Consider the following 15,684-nt stretch of genomic DNA (forward strand, 5'->3'; position numbering starts at 1 on the left):
CTTGGTTTCTACCAAGGTATAGATGTCCCGTCATAGTTAATAAACTCACCAGAATTGTCGATACTGGCAGAATCGATAACCTCGATTAAGCCCGTGGCTGAAGTCTCTGTAGTTATCGACGCGTTCGGTCCACCCATGTCAGTGAGTACCCAACCAGGATGTAGTGCTAGTACCGTGAAACCTTGGCTGGCGAGATCGTTACTTAAACTTTTAACCACAGAATTGAGCGCGGCTTTAGAAGAGCGATAGATATAACCGCCCCCTGAAGTATTTTCGCTCATACTGCCGACTTTAGATGAAATACAGGCGATCTTTTTCAGCTTTCCCTGCTCAAGGTTAGGGTAGAGGGCTTCAACCAATTTCATTGGCGCTATGGTATTTATCTCCAATACTTTACGCCACTCTTCGATATCAGTGTGGCCAAATCCATATCCTTTCGGACCATAGTATCCGGCATTGTTAATCAGAATATCGATCTCAGGTAACTGACTGGCGAGTGTTTGATACCGCGCGTAGTTTGTGACATCAAGTTGGTGGCAATATAAGTTGGCTCCTTCGAGCTTAAATAGTTCGCTGGCATGACTTTGTGAGCGATAGGTCGCGTGAACTTGATAGTTTTTGGCAAGGTATTGTTTAACCAAACTCAAGCCTATACCTCGGTTTGCACCAGTAATAACCACTGTCGTCATGGGAAATCCTTATTAGTTAGGGAACGTTAAGCACGAAAGAAAAGACATTTTGCGTCTTGATATGAGCAAAAAACAATTTAAGCATGTTTTGCAATCAGGTGACAACTTGTTACCATGCGAAGCATCAAAATATGCGCAGATAGTTGCTCAAATACTCTTATGATTCCATTGATTTATCACCCCATTTATTCCGAACTACCTTTGCCAGATGGTCACAGGTATCCGATATATAAATATCGATTACTTTATCAGGAAATAGTAAAAAGGTGCCTAAAGGACAGTCAATGGCAAAAGCAGTTTTGCTATCATGAGCCAGCGCCGTTATTAAGAAAAGAAGTAGAGCAGACTCATTGTGAACATTATATAGAGCAACTATTTTCTGGTACGTTACCCATTTCGCCCATGCGGCGAATTGGTTTTCCTTGGAGTGAGCGTCTGATTGAGCGCACATTAACGTCTGCTGGAGGGACTTGCTTGACTGCAGAGCTTGCCTTGGAGCACAGCATTGCTATTCACTTAAGTGGAGGTTATCACCATGCGCATTATGATTTTGGCAGCGGCTTTTGTTTGCTCAATGATTTGGTCTTGGCTGCAAAGCGGGCACTAAGTCATGAGGATATCGATAAAGTCCTTATCGTTGATAGTGATGTTCACCATGGTGATGGTACGGCAACTCTATGTAAAGATGATGACTCGATTGTCACGCTTTCTTTTCATTGTGATAAGAACTTCCCGGCCAGAAAGCCTGCTTCAGATATGGATATCGCCTTGTCTCGTGATACCACTGACGATGAGTTTCTCAGCACTTTTGATTCTGTAGTGGAAATGGCCATCAATCTCCATCAGCCCGATCTCATTTTATATGATGCGGGTGTGGATATACACCAAGATGATGAGCTAGGCTATTTTAACATCAGTACTGAGGCGATTTATGCGCGTGATAAACGCATGTTTGAGATAGTGAAGCAGAGATCGTTGCCTATTTCATGTGTAGTTGGTGGCGGATATCGTAGCGATCACAGTGAACTGGTTCCTATCCATATGCAGCTATTGCATGCCGCTTTTGAGGTTTATGCTAAGCGCGAAGGAGAGTTATGAAACAACGAATAAGAGCGGCGGGCATTCTTATCCATCAGCAGTCTATATTGCTGTTAAAAGTCAAAGACTTTACTGGGGAATATTGGGTTCCACCTGGTGGAGGGTTGGAAGAAGGTGACAAAAGCTCAAAAGCGTGTTTAGTCAGAGAGTTTAAAGAAGAAGCCGGCTTAGAAATAGAAGTGGGCGATCTTGTTTGTGTGCGTGAGTTTTTAGAAACTCAGAAAAACCGCTACCACTGTGAGCTGTTTTATCATGTCAAAAGTTATCGCGGCGAGCCCCACCTTAATAACCTTGTTGGGCTAAATGATGAGCATTACATTCAAAAGGTCGCGTGGGTGCCTTTATCTGAACTTGCAGAAAAACGCATATACCCCAAAGAACTTAAGCACAAGCTACTCGAACTTATCGACAACCAAGAATTTTCTACCCACCTAGGCAGTTATGTTCAGGGTGAACAAGAAGAGGTTAATTATTTGTAATCTGGCCCCCTCTAAAAAGTCAGGGTGGTGAGGTTCTGTTCTCTGATCTAGACACAAAATTGGACAAAAGTAATTTAGAGCCCGAAGCCTTAGATTAGTTAAAGTGTCTTGAATTTAGAATGCTTGTATATGAGTATTAGAGTGTGCTGAAAAGGAAATTATAGACTTCCAGAGATTGAAAACCCCAGCTCAAGGCTGGGGCGAATTCTTTAGGTCTTTACGCAAGGTCTTGAATATGATTCTTAGAGCCAGACGCCAACCTTGTGATAAAGTATATGTAATAGTGACGCAGGCGTCAATATCTAAGTTCGAGAGCGATAATAAATGCCATATACAATTTGCTATCAAGAAATTATAAACGATCTTATCACAGAAGAACGTCTAAAAAGCTATGAAGTCACGTTTAATACACAAAACGATATTGAATTGCTCGGAGCTTATTTATGGAACTCCCACGTTTGTTCAGCTCTCTACCCTTTACTTAGTGCCACGGAAGTCGCTTTACGCAATGCAATTGACTCTGCACTAACCTCTTCAGATTTGGGTTACTTTTGGTGGCGGAAGAACAAGCTCTATTTTAAAAGTTTCAAGCCAGAACTGCCAAATAAGAAGCCTCCATTTGAAATCGAAGCTATAAGGGCCAACTTCTCTAAGGCTACATCACAAGTTAAACGAGACAAAAAGAAACGTTATAACATCGACAATCCAACTCCGAAGCACCAAGAGATAATAGCAAAAACTGAATTTTCCACATGGGAGTTCATTCTTAGCAAAGAATTCATGGGGCCAGGCCTAATTTGGCCAACTCATCTGGGTACCGTGTTCAAAGGCGAATGGAACACAACCAAGACCAAAGATCTGCTAAGCAATACAAAAGATCTAGTCAAAACCGTAAGAGAATTCCGTAACAGGGTCTCGCACCATGAACCCGTGTGGAAAAAATACGGAGTGGCTACTGAAAGTGATGCTGTTGAACATTTGCACGAAAAAATCGACAAAATTTTGCAACTTTTAGCTTTAGTATCTCCAGAAAAAAAGCGTCTTCTGGAAAAGAACAAAATTGTAGAGAGATGTTACCGTGCATGTACACTCGGTGAATTGCGACGATTCCAACACAATATCGCCACACACAATGTGAAGTCTATCTCTAAGCTTTGTCGATTAGTACAAAGCGCACAAGAAGCTAACTCAGTTGAGAAGATTCAAATATATAAAATGGGAAAAATGAGTTTTTGGATTCACCCAAACTAGAGGAAATATTCACTTACAGCATGAATACTTCCTAACAAACTTGTAGCGGCTAACAGCCATTTCAAAGCTTTTCTTGTACTACAAATGCCATTTTTTTGATAGTTTGCCCTTCCAAACCAAGACTATTGCGATTTAGGTTTGCGTCACTCATATTTTGAATATGCGATAACCAAGCTCGATAATAGTTCTCGGAATTGTTTATAGTGCTAATACGTGAGCGTCGCGTTTTGATTGAAGCCCAGTTTCTGTGGCTTGTATCCACATTCAGGTAGTAAAGATACGACACAAAAAAGGTCGCACCAATGGTTGTGAGTTTATCGCCACCATCAAATGAAAATGTGTGTCGCTCAGATCCCTTGCTTGGCATTCAATTTACCCTCATATACTTTCCTTAAAACACGTTAATGTTAGTCATTAGGAAATATAGGTCAATCTAGCGACAAGGTGTTACCAACGGCTCTAGGCCAAAATTATTTTGGGGCAGGGATTTGTTAGCTAGGATTGCGCAGAGAAGTCTCTGGACAAAAAATTTTTAGAATATTTTTCTAATACTGCCTATTTTGGTGATTGAAATATTTTGACAGGGCGAACGTTATTTCAACTACTCTTCTGCCCATTCATCCCGAGATAGCAAAAGTGGTTCTCCGTAGCTATCGAACATCCATGTTGAAACTTTATCAGGAGGTACAAATTCTACCCGTGCATTACAACTTAACCAGGATGAAACATTAGCGCGAAGTAACTGGGAGAATTCTTCTTGATCCCAATCGTCCATGGGAGTGGACGAATTAACCGTTTCAGTTGTTGCTACAAAGTGTCCATCAACATGTGACGTTGTACAATAAGTTACTGGAAGTTTAAGTAATTTCGTTTGGTAGCTCACTTTTGCGTACAATTCATAAAATTGTATTGGATGCAACTTGCTACCCTGAACTTCTTCTACATACCGTCCATAGGTATCTCGAATTAATCCTCCATCATCAAATGATATTATAATGCCTATCTCTCCCATTCTTATTAAAAGAGTGAAGAGAAATAAGTTATCACGAAAGTCAAATGAACCACCAAATTCATGCAAATTGCAAATAAGTACAGAATATGGGGCATCTCCACTAAACTCATGCCGCCCTCTAAAACCCTGCATAAATAGATGTAAATTTGAAAACGATTCTAGAACTCTCTCCGTAATAATTGTGCCGTCTTTAGGGTTTGACCTATTAATAAGAAGGGATAATTCCTTTCTGAGTATTCCGTAGAATATTTTTCCAGTCCATAAGTACCAAAACTGTTTTGGCACTTGTATTGCCTTTTTATACCCACCATTTACACCTTTTTTAATCTCATTTTCAATTTTGGAAAGATGCTGATTATTACACTGTTCACAGCAAGGAATTATTAATTTTCGATATGGCATCAGCGACCCGTTTAAAAGTTCGATTTTTTGATTCCATAGGTTGTATTTTTTTTGTAGCCATTTAGGGTACACATGTTCAGCAGTATGGTTAGGGCCTAAGGATTCACCACACAAGAAACAGTTATCCTCATTAAAAGTTTGCTTACCGTAAGATTTATGCATCTGCATAGTAGGCTATCCGCGACGACAATAAGTTAACAGTACAAATCATCACAAGACGGTGAAGATTTTCTTTCATACTAAAAACATTAGGCCAATTTAGTCAAAGAGTGCGTCATCGATATGTTATGAATATCGTTTCTAAATCTGTTTGAGGCATTTCCAGTTTAAAATGCCAGTGCACCGAAAGAGCAAGTTCTGGATACGCCAAAAGGACTAAAGTAAGTGTGATTACGCCTTTCGAGGGACAGATTGCAACCGCTTGCTTGAATGATTGCTAACTTGTTATTGTTCGATAAGGAGAGACATTCATGACGACTGTGCGCAAGCAGCTAAAGCCAAGTGCGTTATGAGCATCGCAGAGAGTATATCGTTAATAAAATTCACGCGCTTTCTGTGCTTTATCTTTCAGTCATAAAACTCTTGGCATTTTACCTCAGTCAATTTGTGTAAATCTGCCCAGAAGTTATCGATTAAATTATTATTTTATAATTAAGATGCTGATTAACTATCAGATTAGCAGACAATTTTTCATAACCGAGTGACATCGATAGACCTAACCCAAATAGAAGGCAGGTATTGGCTGATGTTTGTACGCAAGATAGTTAAATTGCGTATATCCTAACTACATAATATTGCTACAAACAGCTCCCTTGGTGAGTGTATGGACGGATATGGTTAGGATGACTCAAGCGATTTGGTTGTCGCTACTTTCATGGAGTGTATTTTTCTCTTCTCAAACTATTGCTCAAAACCAAGCTTCAAATCCTTCTCCGCTAAAAATCGCGTATTGCGTCGATTGCGTACCTTTTCAATATCAAAATGAGCAAGGTGAAGCTTCAGGCCTCATTATCGACTTATGGAAAATTTGGACAGATAAAACTGAATTAGAAATAGAATTGGTGCCCTACATTTGGGATGAAACCTTGGCTGCAGTTGGACGCGGTGACGCTGATATTCATGCTGGCCTTTATTACAACGAAAGCCGAGACGAGTTCTTGGACTATGGCACGCTGTTAGCCCGTACTAGCTCTCATATCATATTGAGAAATGATCAGCCTTCTTTCGATACGCTAAAAGCGTTAGAAGGCATGAAAATTGCGGTAATAAAAGGTGACTTTTTAGAAGGCTATCTCAAGCAAAGATTGCCGGAAGAAAACGTCATTACTTATCCTAGCTATCAACAGCTGATTGCAGAGTTAAAAGCTGGAACCTTAGATGTGTTCTCTGCGGACACGCTAACCGCGACCTATTACCTGCAAAAAAACGGTATTCTTGACCAGTTCAATTTAGAGCCAGCGCATATATTGTTTTCCGATACGTGGAGAGCGGCGGTAACAGAGGGAAATGCTTCCTTACTGGATGTTATTAATCAAGGTTTTGAACGTGTTTCCCAAGAAGAACGTATTGCCAACTTTCAGAAGTGGAACCCTTCCTCTGACCTTCAAGCGAATGGCCGCTCCACTCAACCAACTTCTCATCAAGAGATTGAAAACGATGAAATAGTGAGAATATTCATCGCTATCGCCTTGATTTTAGGTTTATTGATGTTTTCGTTGGCATTCATCTTACCCAAGTTTTTATCTAATGAATTGATGGCAAAATATGTAGCGTCGCGAGCGTTTACCTATTCAATAATTTCAACAACTTGCATTACTTCTTTCGTGATTCTATTTCTGGTTTGGCACACCATTGAGCAGAACAAAAAAGAGACACTGCATAGTGTTGAGCAAGACCTTGCGTTTGTATTAGAGCAAACCAATGACAGCTTGGAAGATTGGGTAAAAGACAGTGAAACTTATCTAAATAGTTTGGGTAAGCATCCGCATCTCGTTTCTCTCACAGAGAAGTTGCTCCAGGTACCACAAAACAAGCAAAGCTTGCAAGATTCGAAGGCACTAAATGATATGCGCCTATTTTTTGATAAGCACGTGGAGGATTTTGGTAGTGTTGGTTTTTTCATTATCAACAAGGACAGAGTAAGTATTGCTTCTAGGCGCAACACCAATTTAGGTACTGACAATCTCATCGCGATACAGGCTCCTCAGCTTCTTGATAGGGCATTCCAAGGGGAGGCGGTTTTTATTCCGCCCATTCTCTCTGATGTTCACAATCAATCAGAGAGAATGGGTGGACTTCGCACTAGACTTGATGCTTTTAATATGTTCTTCGCTGTACCGATCAAAAATGATAGTGGGGAAGTGATTGCTGTAATGACACAAAGGTTGTTACCAAGAGGTAGATTATCGAAAATCATGCAACATGGCAGTATCGGCCGATCAGGTGAGAGTTATTTGATCAATCACGATGGGGGAATGATTACCGAAAGCCGATTCATTGATTCACTGGAAGACATTGGCTTGTTAAAAGCAGGGCAAAGTCAAGATACCTTATTGGCATTGAAAGACCCAGGCGGAAACATGAACGAGGGATTTGTTCCAGCTAGTCCCACTGAAGAACAACCATTTACCCTTATGGCTCAGAGCGTTATAGCGATGGGGAAAACCGATCAAGGAAAAGTAAACTCCCATATAAACTCGAATGTTGAAGGTTATAGAGATTATCGAGGCGTGCCCGTTCTTGGCGTTTGGAGTTGGAATCAAAACCTTGGTGTTGGCATAGCCACTGAGATAGACAAGTCAGAAGCACTTGAATCTTTCTATCAAATGCGACTTTACCTATTTTCCACTGCGTTTGTAGCTCTCCTGTTAGCGGTAGCTTCAAGCATGCTTACTGTGACCATAGGGCAGAGAGCCACCAGTTTTATGCGTCGCTCGAATGAAGAGTTGGAGAGTCGCGTCGGTGAACGTACCGTGGCATTAAAAGAAGCAGAACAACGCTCTCGAACTATCTTCGAGAACACCAAAGATGGTGTCATTGTGATTAATGAACTGGGTACCGTGCAAGAATTTAACCCGGCAGCAGAGACTATTTTTGAATATCAACGAGAGGATGTTGTGGGGCAAAACATCAAAATGTTAATGGGAGAGCCATATCGAGACAAGCACGATGCTTATTTGAAAAAATACGCCCAAACCAGAGTGGAGCATATTTTAGTTCGCAGCACTGAACTGGAAGGGAGGCGGTCAAGCGGAGAAATATTTCCGATAGATCTTGCTGTAAACGAAGCGCTCTCGGCGGGAGAAACCATTTTTGTCGGAATCATACGTGATATTACCGAGCGTAAAGAGGCAGAAAAAGAGTTAAAAAATCGAGAAGAGCGGCTGTGGGATTTGTATGAAAACGCCCCAGTTGCTTACGCATCGGTCAATCGTTCGGGAGAGTTTGTTAAACATAATAAAGCGTTCTCAGAGCTATTGTGTGTTGAAAGAACGGATATTAAAAATATCAGCTGGCACGATATTATTTCTCCTAACTTCGAACAGCATCAAACGTTATTTGACAGTGTATGCGACGGGGAAAGCCTGTTTTGTCATGAAATCCCAATCGTCCGGCTTGATGGAGAACAGATAATCACTGAAGTGTCGGCGCTACCGAGCTTCAATGATAATTCTGAGTTACAAGAAATTAGAATTACCATGACGGATATTACAGACAGAAAAAACGCTGAAGAGGTTTTAAAAGAAGCGAAGAAAACGGCAGAGGAAGCGACTAAAGCAAAATCTGATTTTCTGGCCAATATGTCTCATGAAATTCGCACCCCTATGAATGCCATCATCGGAATGTCTGGGCTCGCTCTCAATACTGAGCTGGACAATAAGCAGAGAAACTATATTGAAAAAGTCAATCGTTCCGCGGACAGCTTGCTTGGCATTATCAATGACATCTTGGATTTTTCCAAAATTGAAGCAGGTAAGCTGGATATAGAATTTATTGATTTCCATTTAGAAGATGTAATGGATAGTCTAGCTAACATAGTGGGGATTCGGGCGGAAGAGAAAGGACTTGAACTGCTATTTGATGTTTCAGCTGATGCGCCTACGATGTTAATTGGTGATCCGCTGCGTTTAGGACAGATTCTGACTAACCTTGGCAATAACGCGGTTAAATTTACCGACCAAGGCGAAATCCTTGTATCAGTGAAAGTGAAACAGTTAGACGATGAGTCGGTGACTTTGCACTTTTCTGTCCGCGATACTGGTATCGGAATGACATCTGAGCAACAAGAAAAGCTGTTTGAGTCGTTTAGCCAAGCAGACTCATCGATTACTAGAAAGTATGGCGGCACCGGCCTAGGCCTAACCATTTCTCAGAAATTAACCCATATGATGGATGGAGAAATTTGGGTAGAAAGCCAGAGTGGAAAAGGGAGTACGTTTCATTTCACCGCTAGGTTTAAATACCAAAAAAATGTCCCGATCGGCCGAGTGAAACCCGAGCTTCCGGAGCTGAAAGGCCTACATGTATTAGTAGTTGATGATAATGCGACCGCGAGAAAAATTTTCTCTGATATTCTTTCTTCATTTGATTTTAATGTGACAGCATACAGTTCGGGCTCTCAAGCGATAGAGCACTTTGAACAGGGTCTAAGGGGGGTTGATCTTGTCGTGATGGATTGGCAAATTCCAAATATCGATGGAGTTGAAGTGACAATGCGAATCCACGAGAAACATCCTGATTTGCCAGTTATTTTAGTGACCGCTTTTGGTCGTGATGAAGCACTAGAAGCGTCAAAACGGGCTCGATTTGTACGAGTGCTTAGCAAGCCTATTTCAGCCTCAACCATCCTTGATGCAACCATGGAAGCCTTCGGCCATGATCCTGAAAAACGCGAGCATATGCGAGCGGCAGTCGATGATCTTGATGCGGCAACGAAAATTCGCGGTGCGAAGGTATTGCTTGTCGAAGACAATGATATCAATCAGGAACTGGCAATCGAGCTTTTGTCCTCAGCTGGCGTTGATGCCAAAGTGGCTGAAAATGGTGAAATAGCGTTAGAGATGCTCGATAAGGAACAATTTGACGGTGTATTGATGGATTGCCAGATGCCAGTCATGGATGGGTATACTGCAACGCGGCTTCTACGAGAGAAAGAAGAGTTTAAAGATCTTCCCGTTATCGCCCTGACAGCCAATGTGATGTCAGGTGATATAGAAAAAGTCATTAGCGCGGGAATGAATGATCATATAGGCAAGCCTATTAACGTGCGTGAGCTGTACACAACGATGGCAAACTGGATCACTCCTTCTAACCTTGTAGGAGAAACGAGCATTCAACAGGACTCTGGTAAAGAGGTTGGCACTTTTGAACCCTTGCCAAATTTGCCCGGAATCGATGTTGAGAAGGGCTTAGCGATAGCAAACAAAGATCAGAAACTGTATAAGAAACTGCTGCTGAAATACAAAGACTCTTACAGCAATTTCGCGGAGACGTTCAACCAATCACTTCAATCAGAAGATAGTCAAGAGCCGCAAAGACTGGCTCACACTTTGAAAGGGGTTGCTGGAAATATTGGAGCGACCGCCGTTCAGGCTGCCGCTGAGAAATTAGAGAGTGAATGTAAAACAAATCGCGAGCCGTCTGCACACGTTTTAGACGCTCTTTTATCAGAGCTGAATAAAACGCTAACTGGTTTATCAGATCTAGAACAGGCTTCTACTAATGTGAAGAGTGATGGGGAGTTTGACCAAGCAGCTTTCACCTCCTTGATTTCCCAGCTAAAAGAGCTGTTGGAAGACTATGATACGGAAGCTATGGAGATTGTTGAAGAGTTAGCTTCAATGCCTTTGGAACCGACGATAAATAACATCGTAAAAAAGATAAGCAATGCAATAAGCGAATATGATTTTGAGCACGCCTTGTCATTTCTTGAACGATTAAATATTGATGAATAGCAGGCAATTGCGCGAAATCTTTATTTATGAGTACGCTTTTGTGATCACTACAAGAAAGAAAATGGATTTAGGAGTCAGTTATGGATAAACAGATAGTGCTTGTGGTCGACGATACACCCGACAATATTGATGTGATGAGTGGTATTCTTCGTCCTGACTATAAAGTAAAGGCTGCTCTTACCGGAGCCAAAGCTTTAAAAATAGCGGCGAGCACGCCTAAACCTGAGATCATCTTGCTTGATGTAATGATGCCAGAAATGGACGGTTATGAAGTTTGCAAAAGGCTAAAGGCGGACTCAATAACAGCAGATATTCCAATCATATTTGTCACTGCAATGAGTGCAGAAGAGGATGAAACTTACGGTTTAGAGCTGGGCGCTGTGGACTACATCACTAAGCCTGTTCGTCCATCAATTGTCAAAGCTCGTATTAAAACTCATTTAGCCCTCTATGATCAGAATCGCTATTTAGAAAAAACCGTACAAGAGAGAACCGAAAGCCTGATAAGTACTCAGCTGGAAATCATTCGAAGGTTAGGTCGAGCCGCAGAGTTTAAAGACAACGAAACGGGCCTACATGTTATTCGTATGAGCCATTATTCTCGCCTGATGGCTGAATCTTTGGATGTGTCAGAGAAATGGAGCAACTTGGTGTTTAACGCTGCACCAATGCATGATATTGGAAAAATTGGTATTCCAGATTCGATTTTGCTTAAACCAGGAAAGCTTGATGATCAAGAGTGGGAGCTAATGCGTAAGCATCCAGAATTTGGCGCGCATATTATCGGTGAGCATGAATCAGAGCTTCTGATCATGGCGCGAGAGATTGCTCTGGCTCATCACGAAAAATGGGACGGCTCAGGTTACCCTTATGGGTTGAAAGGAGAAGAGATCCCACTGCCGGCAAGAATCATTGCTATAGCGGATGTGTTTGACGCATTAACGACCGAAAGGCCTTATAAAAAAGCTTGGTCAGTGAAAGAGGCTGTCGCTTTAATAGATGAAGAATCTGGTAAGCATTTCGATCCCTCTCTTGTCTCTATTTTGCATGAAGTGATGCCAGAAATTCTGGATATAAAAGAGCAGTATGCGGAAGCGCAGCAAGCTGACAATTAGAGTGCGCCTTAAAAGTGTTTGTCTTCGCCTTTTGGCCATTTCCGATTTAACAATGCAGTACACCGATAAGATCGCTGCCTTGTAAACCATTTTACAATTGCGCATTTATCGAGGAGCGCAATCATCAATCATTCAGAGTTTAGATTGTTTCCTTTTCATACTAATTATATAAGTTTGACCACTGGTTAGTTCATCTACTATTACTTGTTTATTGATGGAATCAAAGTGATAGAACATGGACATTATAAAGAGAATATTTTTAGTGGCAGTTGGACTGATTAGTTGTTCATCTAGTGTACTTGCTGATGAATACACGTTTGCCTCATTAGCAAACCATCCTGAACAGACGATTAGCGGCAAAATCATGACTGAAATCTATGGTCAACTTGGTTACGCTATAGAGGTTACGCCTTTACCTGGATTGAGAGCTCAAAGTGCTGCAAATTCAGGCAAAGTAGCCGGTGAAGTTGCTCGAATCTGGGAATATGGCGATCAAACACCCAATGTTATTCGTGTTCCAACGGCCTATTATTCTCTCAAAACGGTAGGGTACGCTCTGAGCAACAGTGGAATAAAGGTAAATAATAAAGAAGAGTTAAGCCAGTACAAAGTGGTTATCATTCGAGGGGTTAAGCATACCGCTGGAATAACTCGAGACATGAAAAAAAGCAGTATCGAAATTGTTGATAGCCCTGAGAGTATGATGCAATCTGTGTCTAATGGGCAAGCGCAAATTGCATTAACAAACCCTCTACTTGGTAGCATACTTGTTAAACAATTAGGTGAGAATAAGATGGAGCTAGTTGGACCTTCTCTTGCTCAACTCGGACTTTATCATTATATCCATAAAGATCATGCTGAACTGGTTCCGATCATTAACCAAAAAATTATTGAGCTAAGAAACAGCGGTGAGCTGGACAACATGATAGCAAAATATGAAGCTGACGTGCTCAGCAATTGGCCCAAGTAAACTTAGGGTGAATGGTCTTGTATAGAGGGCCTAAATAACGTTTTTGAAAACAAAGTAAAACAATTAGGACATGCACCACATCACAGTAACGGACTCTAGCAAGCTAAAACCAGAATTGTTTTTTATGTCAATAATGGCAGTGAAAGTTCGGATGAATGTGAATGGGGTCAAGTCTAATGAAATGATTCGCCTCAAAGGTATCTACTAAGGTAAATATGAGAATCTACTCACTTAAACAGAAAGAAAACTAGATTGCCAGAAACGAAAAAGCCCACTATAAGTAGTGGGCTTTTTCTTAATGTGGCGGAGAGATAGGGATTTGAACCCTAGATACGCTATTAACGTATGCCGGTTTTCAAGACCGGTGCTTTCAACCACTCAGCCATCTCTCCGTTGTTGAAGCGCATAATATAGAGGTTAGAATTTGTTGTAAACCCCTAATTTTATTGAATGCTTCATTTATGAGCAGATTCTACTACCATTGGCTAATTTATTACCTAATTAGGCCCATTTCGATATGAAAAAGTGCAGCCTGAGTGCTGCACTTTGTGTGTTTATGAAGAGGTGCTCGGCGTTAGAGATGGTGCTGTGTGTTTTTGATGGCTGTAAACAACCAAGCCAACTAATATTGCGGCACTAATCAATTTTATGGTTAGCGCCACTTGAGGCCAAACCAGCACTAAGCCAATTATCGTAAGAAGCAGTCGATGAATAACCTTAATCTGCCCCTCTAGGTAGCCTTCTAGTGCGCCAACAAAAGCGTAAGTACCGAGTATCGCGAATACGCCAGCTTCAATCACAGAGAGAGGATCCCAACTGACGATGTTTGTATAGGCAATCAGCAGCGGAACCAAGTATAAACCTTTAGCAATTTTCCAAGCGGTAAAGCCAGTGCGCATTGGTGGGGTGTGGGCAATGGTGGCAGCAGCAAAGGCTGTCAGACAGACTGGTGGCGTGACGTTGCTGTCTTGTGATAACCAGAAAATAATCAGGTGAGCTGACAGCAGCGCCAGTGTGATGGTTTCAATACCTAGACTTTGCTCATACAAGGTTGGCATAAAGTTGGTAGGGATCTGAGTCAGCAGGTTTTGAGCGGTTTCAAGTGACATTGGACCGCTGAGTAAGCTAATGCTATCAGGAGTGCTAAGCATAAAGATTGCGCTTGCTTGCTGGGGAAGTTGCCCAGTCATCATTAACTCAATAAGCTGCTTTTCAGCCAGCAATTGGTATAGGGCGGGTGCAGAGAGTGTACCGAGCACAATATAAGATGCCGTAACGGGTAGACCCATACCTAAGATCAGGGAAGCTAACGCGATAAGAATTATCATTAGGATCAGTTCTCCGTTTGCCCATTGTTGGATCATCAATGAAAACGTATTGCCTATTCCTGTGGTACTAATAACGTTGACGACTAAACCAATCCCAATTAACAATACAGCAGTGGTTGCCATATTTTTCGCCCCTTGAGCGAGCGCTTCCAGTATCGCTTTTGGTCCCATTTTATGATGCTTTGAAAACCAAGACGAAACAATGACCGACAAAATGGCCAATCCTGCTGCATAGGTAGGCGTAAAACCTTGGATAAGCAGCGCGACTAAAACCGCTAAGGGGATCAGATTGTGCCAACCTGAGACAAGCACTTGCATCAAAGGCTGGTTGTCTGAGGTTGTTTTTTGTACGCCGCTGCGTTTAGCTTCTATCCGCACAAAAAAAGCCACTGAACAAAAATAAATCACGGCGGGAAGAAGAGACACTAAAATGATGTCTGCATAGGGCACTTGGGTGTATGAGGCAATAATAAACGCCCCCGCCCCCATTACTGGTGGCATAAGCTGCCCGCCTGTTGAGGCAGCGGTTTCTACGCCTGCGGCAAATCGAGCGGGAAAGCCGGCTTTTTTCATCAGAGGAATGGTAATAACGCCAGTAGAAACCGTGTTGGCAACGCTTGATCCAGACACTGACCCCATCAGGCTTGAACCTAACACAGCAACAAAACCCGGACCGCCAATGATTTTCCCAGCTGCCGCTTTAGCCACGGCAATAATATAGTCACCGACGCCAGAGCGGACCAAAAATGCGCCAAATAAGATGAACATGAATACAAAGGACCAACTGATGCGAGAAATCGGGCCAAACATGCCCTCTGATGAATAAAAGCTGCGATAGAGCAAGGTTTCAGCGCTGAGCCCCGGAAAATGGAATAAGCCTGATGCCCATTGCCCCCACCACACCACATAGCTTAAACATAAGACGATCAGTACAGGAATAAACCAGCCCATAGTGCGACGTATAAGTTCAACCACAATTGCGATCGCTAGCAGCGAGAATACCCAGTCACTGGTGACAAAATGCATGCCTCTTTCATAGAGCGCGTCTTCCGCAAAAGGCAGATAAAGCACGCAGCTAGCAATAGCCAAGATGAAGATGACATCAAACGATAGTGCGGCTTTACTGTGCTTGAGAGAGGAATGAGCAGGGTAGAGCAGCGTGCATATTATCGCAAAACCACCAAAGTGAATTGCCGAGATCCACAGCTCAGGTAAGCTGGCTGTGAGATTAAACCAAATGTGTAGCGAAGATAGCAGCACGCAAAATAGTGTGATGCACTTACCCACTATAGGTAAATGATTACGGGTAGAGAGTTCAAGTTTTTGCAGCTCTTGCTGCATCGAATTATTGTTATTCATATTCGCCTCGCTCGGGGTTTGATTACG

At 42.1% G+C, this 15,684-nt stretch carries 10 protein-coding genes and 1 tRNA gene; 6 read left to right on the plus strand and 5 right to left on the minus strand.

All coding sequences use genetic code 11. The features are described 5' to 3' along the window. Positions 1–8 precede the first annotated feature (8 nt). The gene (locus tag OCV27_RS04945) at positions 9–689 is read right to left on the minus strand and encodes an SDR family oxidoreductase (RefSeq protein WP_125320432.1); all 681 of its coding nucleotides are present in this window, start codon (positions 687–689) and stop codon (positions 9–11) included. Between the two features lie 159 nt (positions 690–848). Here OCV27_RS04945 and OCV27_RS04950 point away from each other — a divergent pair, with 159 nt between their 5' ends. The 3 genes from OCV27_RS04950 (at position 849) to OCV27_RS04960 (ending at position 3,517) form a co-directional block, all read left to right on the plus strand. After that, positions 849–1,787: a histone deacetylase family protein gene (locus OCV27_RS04950; protein ID WP_125320433.1), complete on the plus strand. Its 939-nt coding sequence runs from the start codon at positions 849–851 to the stop codon at positions 1,785–1,787. After that, on the plus strand, positions 1,784–2,266 hold the full coding sequence (locus tag OCV27_RS04955; RefSeq protein ID WP_125320434.1) for an NUDIX domain-containing protein: 483 nt from the start codon (positions 1,784–1,786) through the stop codon (positions 2,264–2,266). Before OCV27_RS04950 ends, OCV27_RS04955 begins: the two co-directional genes overlap by 4 nt. Before the next feature lie 324 nt (positions 2,267–2,590). Then, entirely contained in the window at positions 2,591–3,517 is a 927-nt protein-coding gene (locus OCV27_RS04960; protein ID WP_125320435.1) for an Abi family protein, read from the plus strand. Between the two features lie 61 nt (positions 3,518–3,578). On the opposite strand, the gene OCV27_RS04965 is transcribed toward OCV27_RS04960, so the two are convergent. Both OCV27_RS04965 and OCV27_RS04970 read right to left on the minus strand, forming a co-directional pair. Beyond that, on the minus strand, positions 3,579–3,884 hold the full coding sequence (locus OCV27_RS04965) for a hypothetical protein (RefSeq protein WP_125320436.1): 306 nt from the start codon (positions 3,882–3,884) through the stop codon (positions 3,579–3,581). A gap of 234 nt (positions 3,885–4,118) precedes the next feature. Next, positions 4,119–5,099: a hypothetical protein gene (locus OCV27_RS04970; protein WP_125320347.1), complete on the minus strand. Its 981-nt coding sequence runs from the start codon at positions 5,097–5,099 to the stop codon at positions 4,119–4,121. Positions 5,100–5,764: 665 nt separating this feature from the next. Here OCV27_RS04970 and OCV27_RS04975 point away from each other — a divergent pair. From OCV27_RS04975 to OCV27_RS04985, 3 genes are all read left to right on the plus strand, one after another. Further along, a complete protein-coding gene (locus OCV27_RS04975; RefSeq protein WP_125320348.1) occupies positions 5,765–10,885 on the plus strand; it encodes a response regulator in 5,121 nt (1,706 codons plus the stop codon). A gap of 80 nt (positions 10,886–10,965) precedes the next feature. Further along, positions 10,966–12,000, plus strand: coding sequence for a response regulator (locus tag OCV27_RS04980; protein ID WP_125320349.1), 1,035 nt, complete (start codon positions 10,966–10,968; stop codon positions 11,998–12,000). A 235-nt stretch (positions 12,001–12,235) separates the two neighbouring features. Continuing rightward, on the plus strand, positions 12,236–12,970 hold the full coding sequence (locus OCV27_RS04985) for a substrate-binding periplasmic protein (protein WP_125320350.1): 735 nt from the start codon (positions 12,236–12,238) through the stop codon (positions 12,968–12,970). A 301-nt stretch (positions 12,971–13,271) separates the two neighbouring features. On the opposite strand, the gene OCV27_RS04990 is transcribed toward OCV27_RS04985, so the two are convergent. Then, positions 13,272–13,362, minus strand: a tRNA-Ser gene (locus OCV27_RS04990). Positions 13,363–13,524: 162 nt separating this feature from the next. Further along, on the minus strand, positions 13,525–15,657 hold the full coding sequence (locus OCV27_RS04995) for a TRAP transporter permease (protein ID WP_245986681.1): 2,133 nt from the start codon (positions 15,655–15,657) through the stop codon (positions 13,525–13,527). Positions 15,658–15,684: the final 27 nt, after the last annotated feature.

Origin of the sequence: Vibrio pectenicida (assembly GCA_024347015.1) — a bacterium.
GTDB lineage: Bacteria > Pseudomonadota > Gammaproteobacteria > Enterobacterales > Vibrionaceae > Vibrio > Vibrio pectenicida.

Coding starts and splice junctions, on each gene's coding strand:
- OCV27_RS04945 (WP_125320432.1), bottom strand. CDS start 689: ATGACGACAGTGGTTATTACTGGTGCAAACCGAGGTATAGGCTTGAGT.
- OCV27_RS04950 (WP_125320433.1), top strand. CDS start 849: ATGATTCCATTGATTTATCACCCCATTTATTCCGAACTACCTTTGCCA.
- OCV27_RS04955 (WP_125320434.1), top strand. CDS start 1,784: ATGAAACAACGAATAAGAGCGGCGGGCATTCTTATCCATCAGCAGTCT.
- OCV27_RS04960 (WP_125320435.1), top strand. CDS start 2,591: ATGCCATATACAATTTGCTATCAAGAAATTATAAACGATCTTATCACA.
- OCV27_RS04965 (WP_125320436.1), bottom strand. CDS start 3,884: ATGCCAAGCAAGGGATCTGAGCGACACACATTTTCATTTGATGGTGGC.
- OCV27_RS04970 (WP_125320347.1), bottom strand. CDS start 5,099: ATGCAGATGCATAAATCTTACGGTAAGCAAACTTTTAATGAGGATAAC.
- OCV27_RS04975 (WP_125320348.1), top strand. CDS start 5,765: ATGGTTAGGATGACTCAAGCGATTTGGTTGTCGCTACTTTCATGGAGT.
- OCV27_RS04980 (WP_125320349.1), top strand. CDS start 10,966: ATGGATAAACAGATAGTGCTTGTGGTCGACGATACACCCGACAATATT.
- OCV27_RS04985 (WP_125320350.1), top strand. CDS start 12,236: ATGGACATTATAAAGAGAATATTTTTAGTGGCAGTTGGACTGATTAGT.
- OCV27_RS04995 (WP_245986681.1), bottom strand. CDS start 15,657: ATGAATAACAATAATTCGATGCAGCAAGAGCTGCAAAAACTTGAACTC.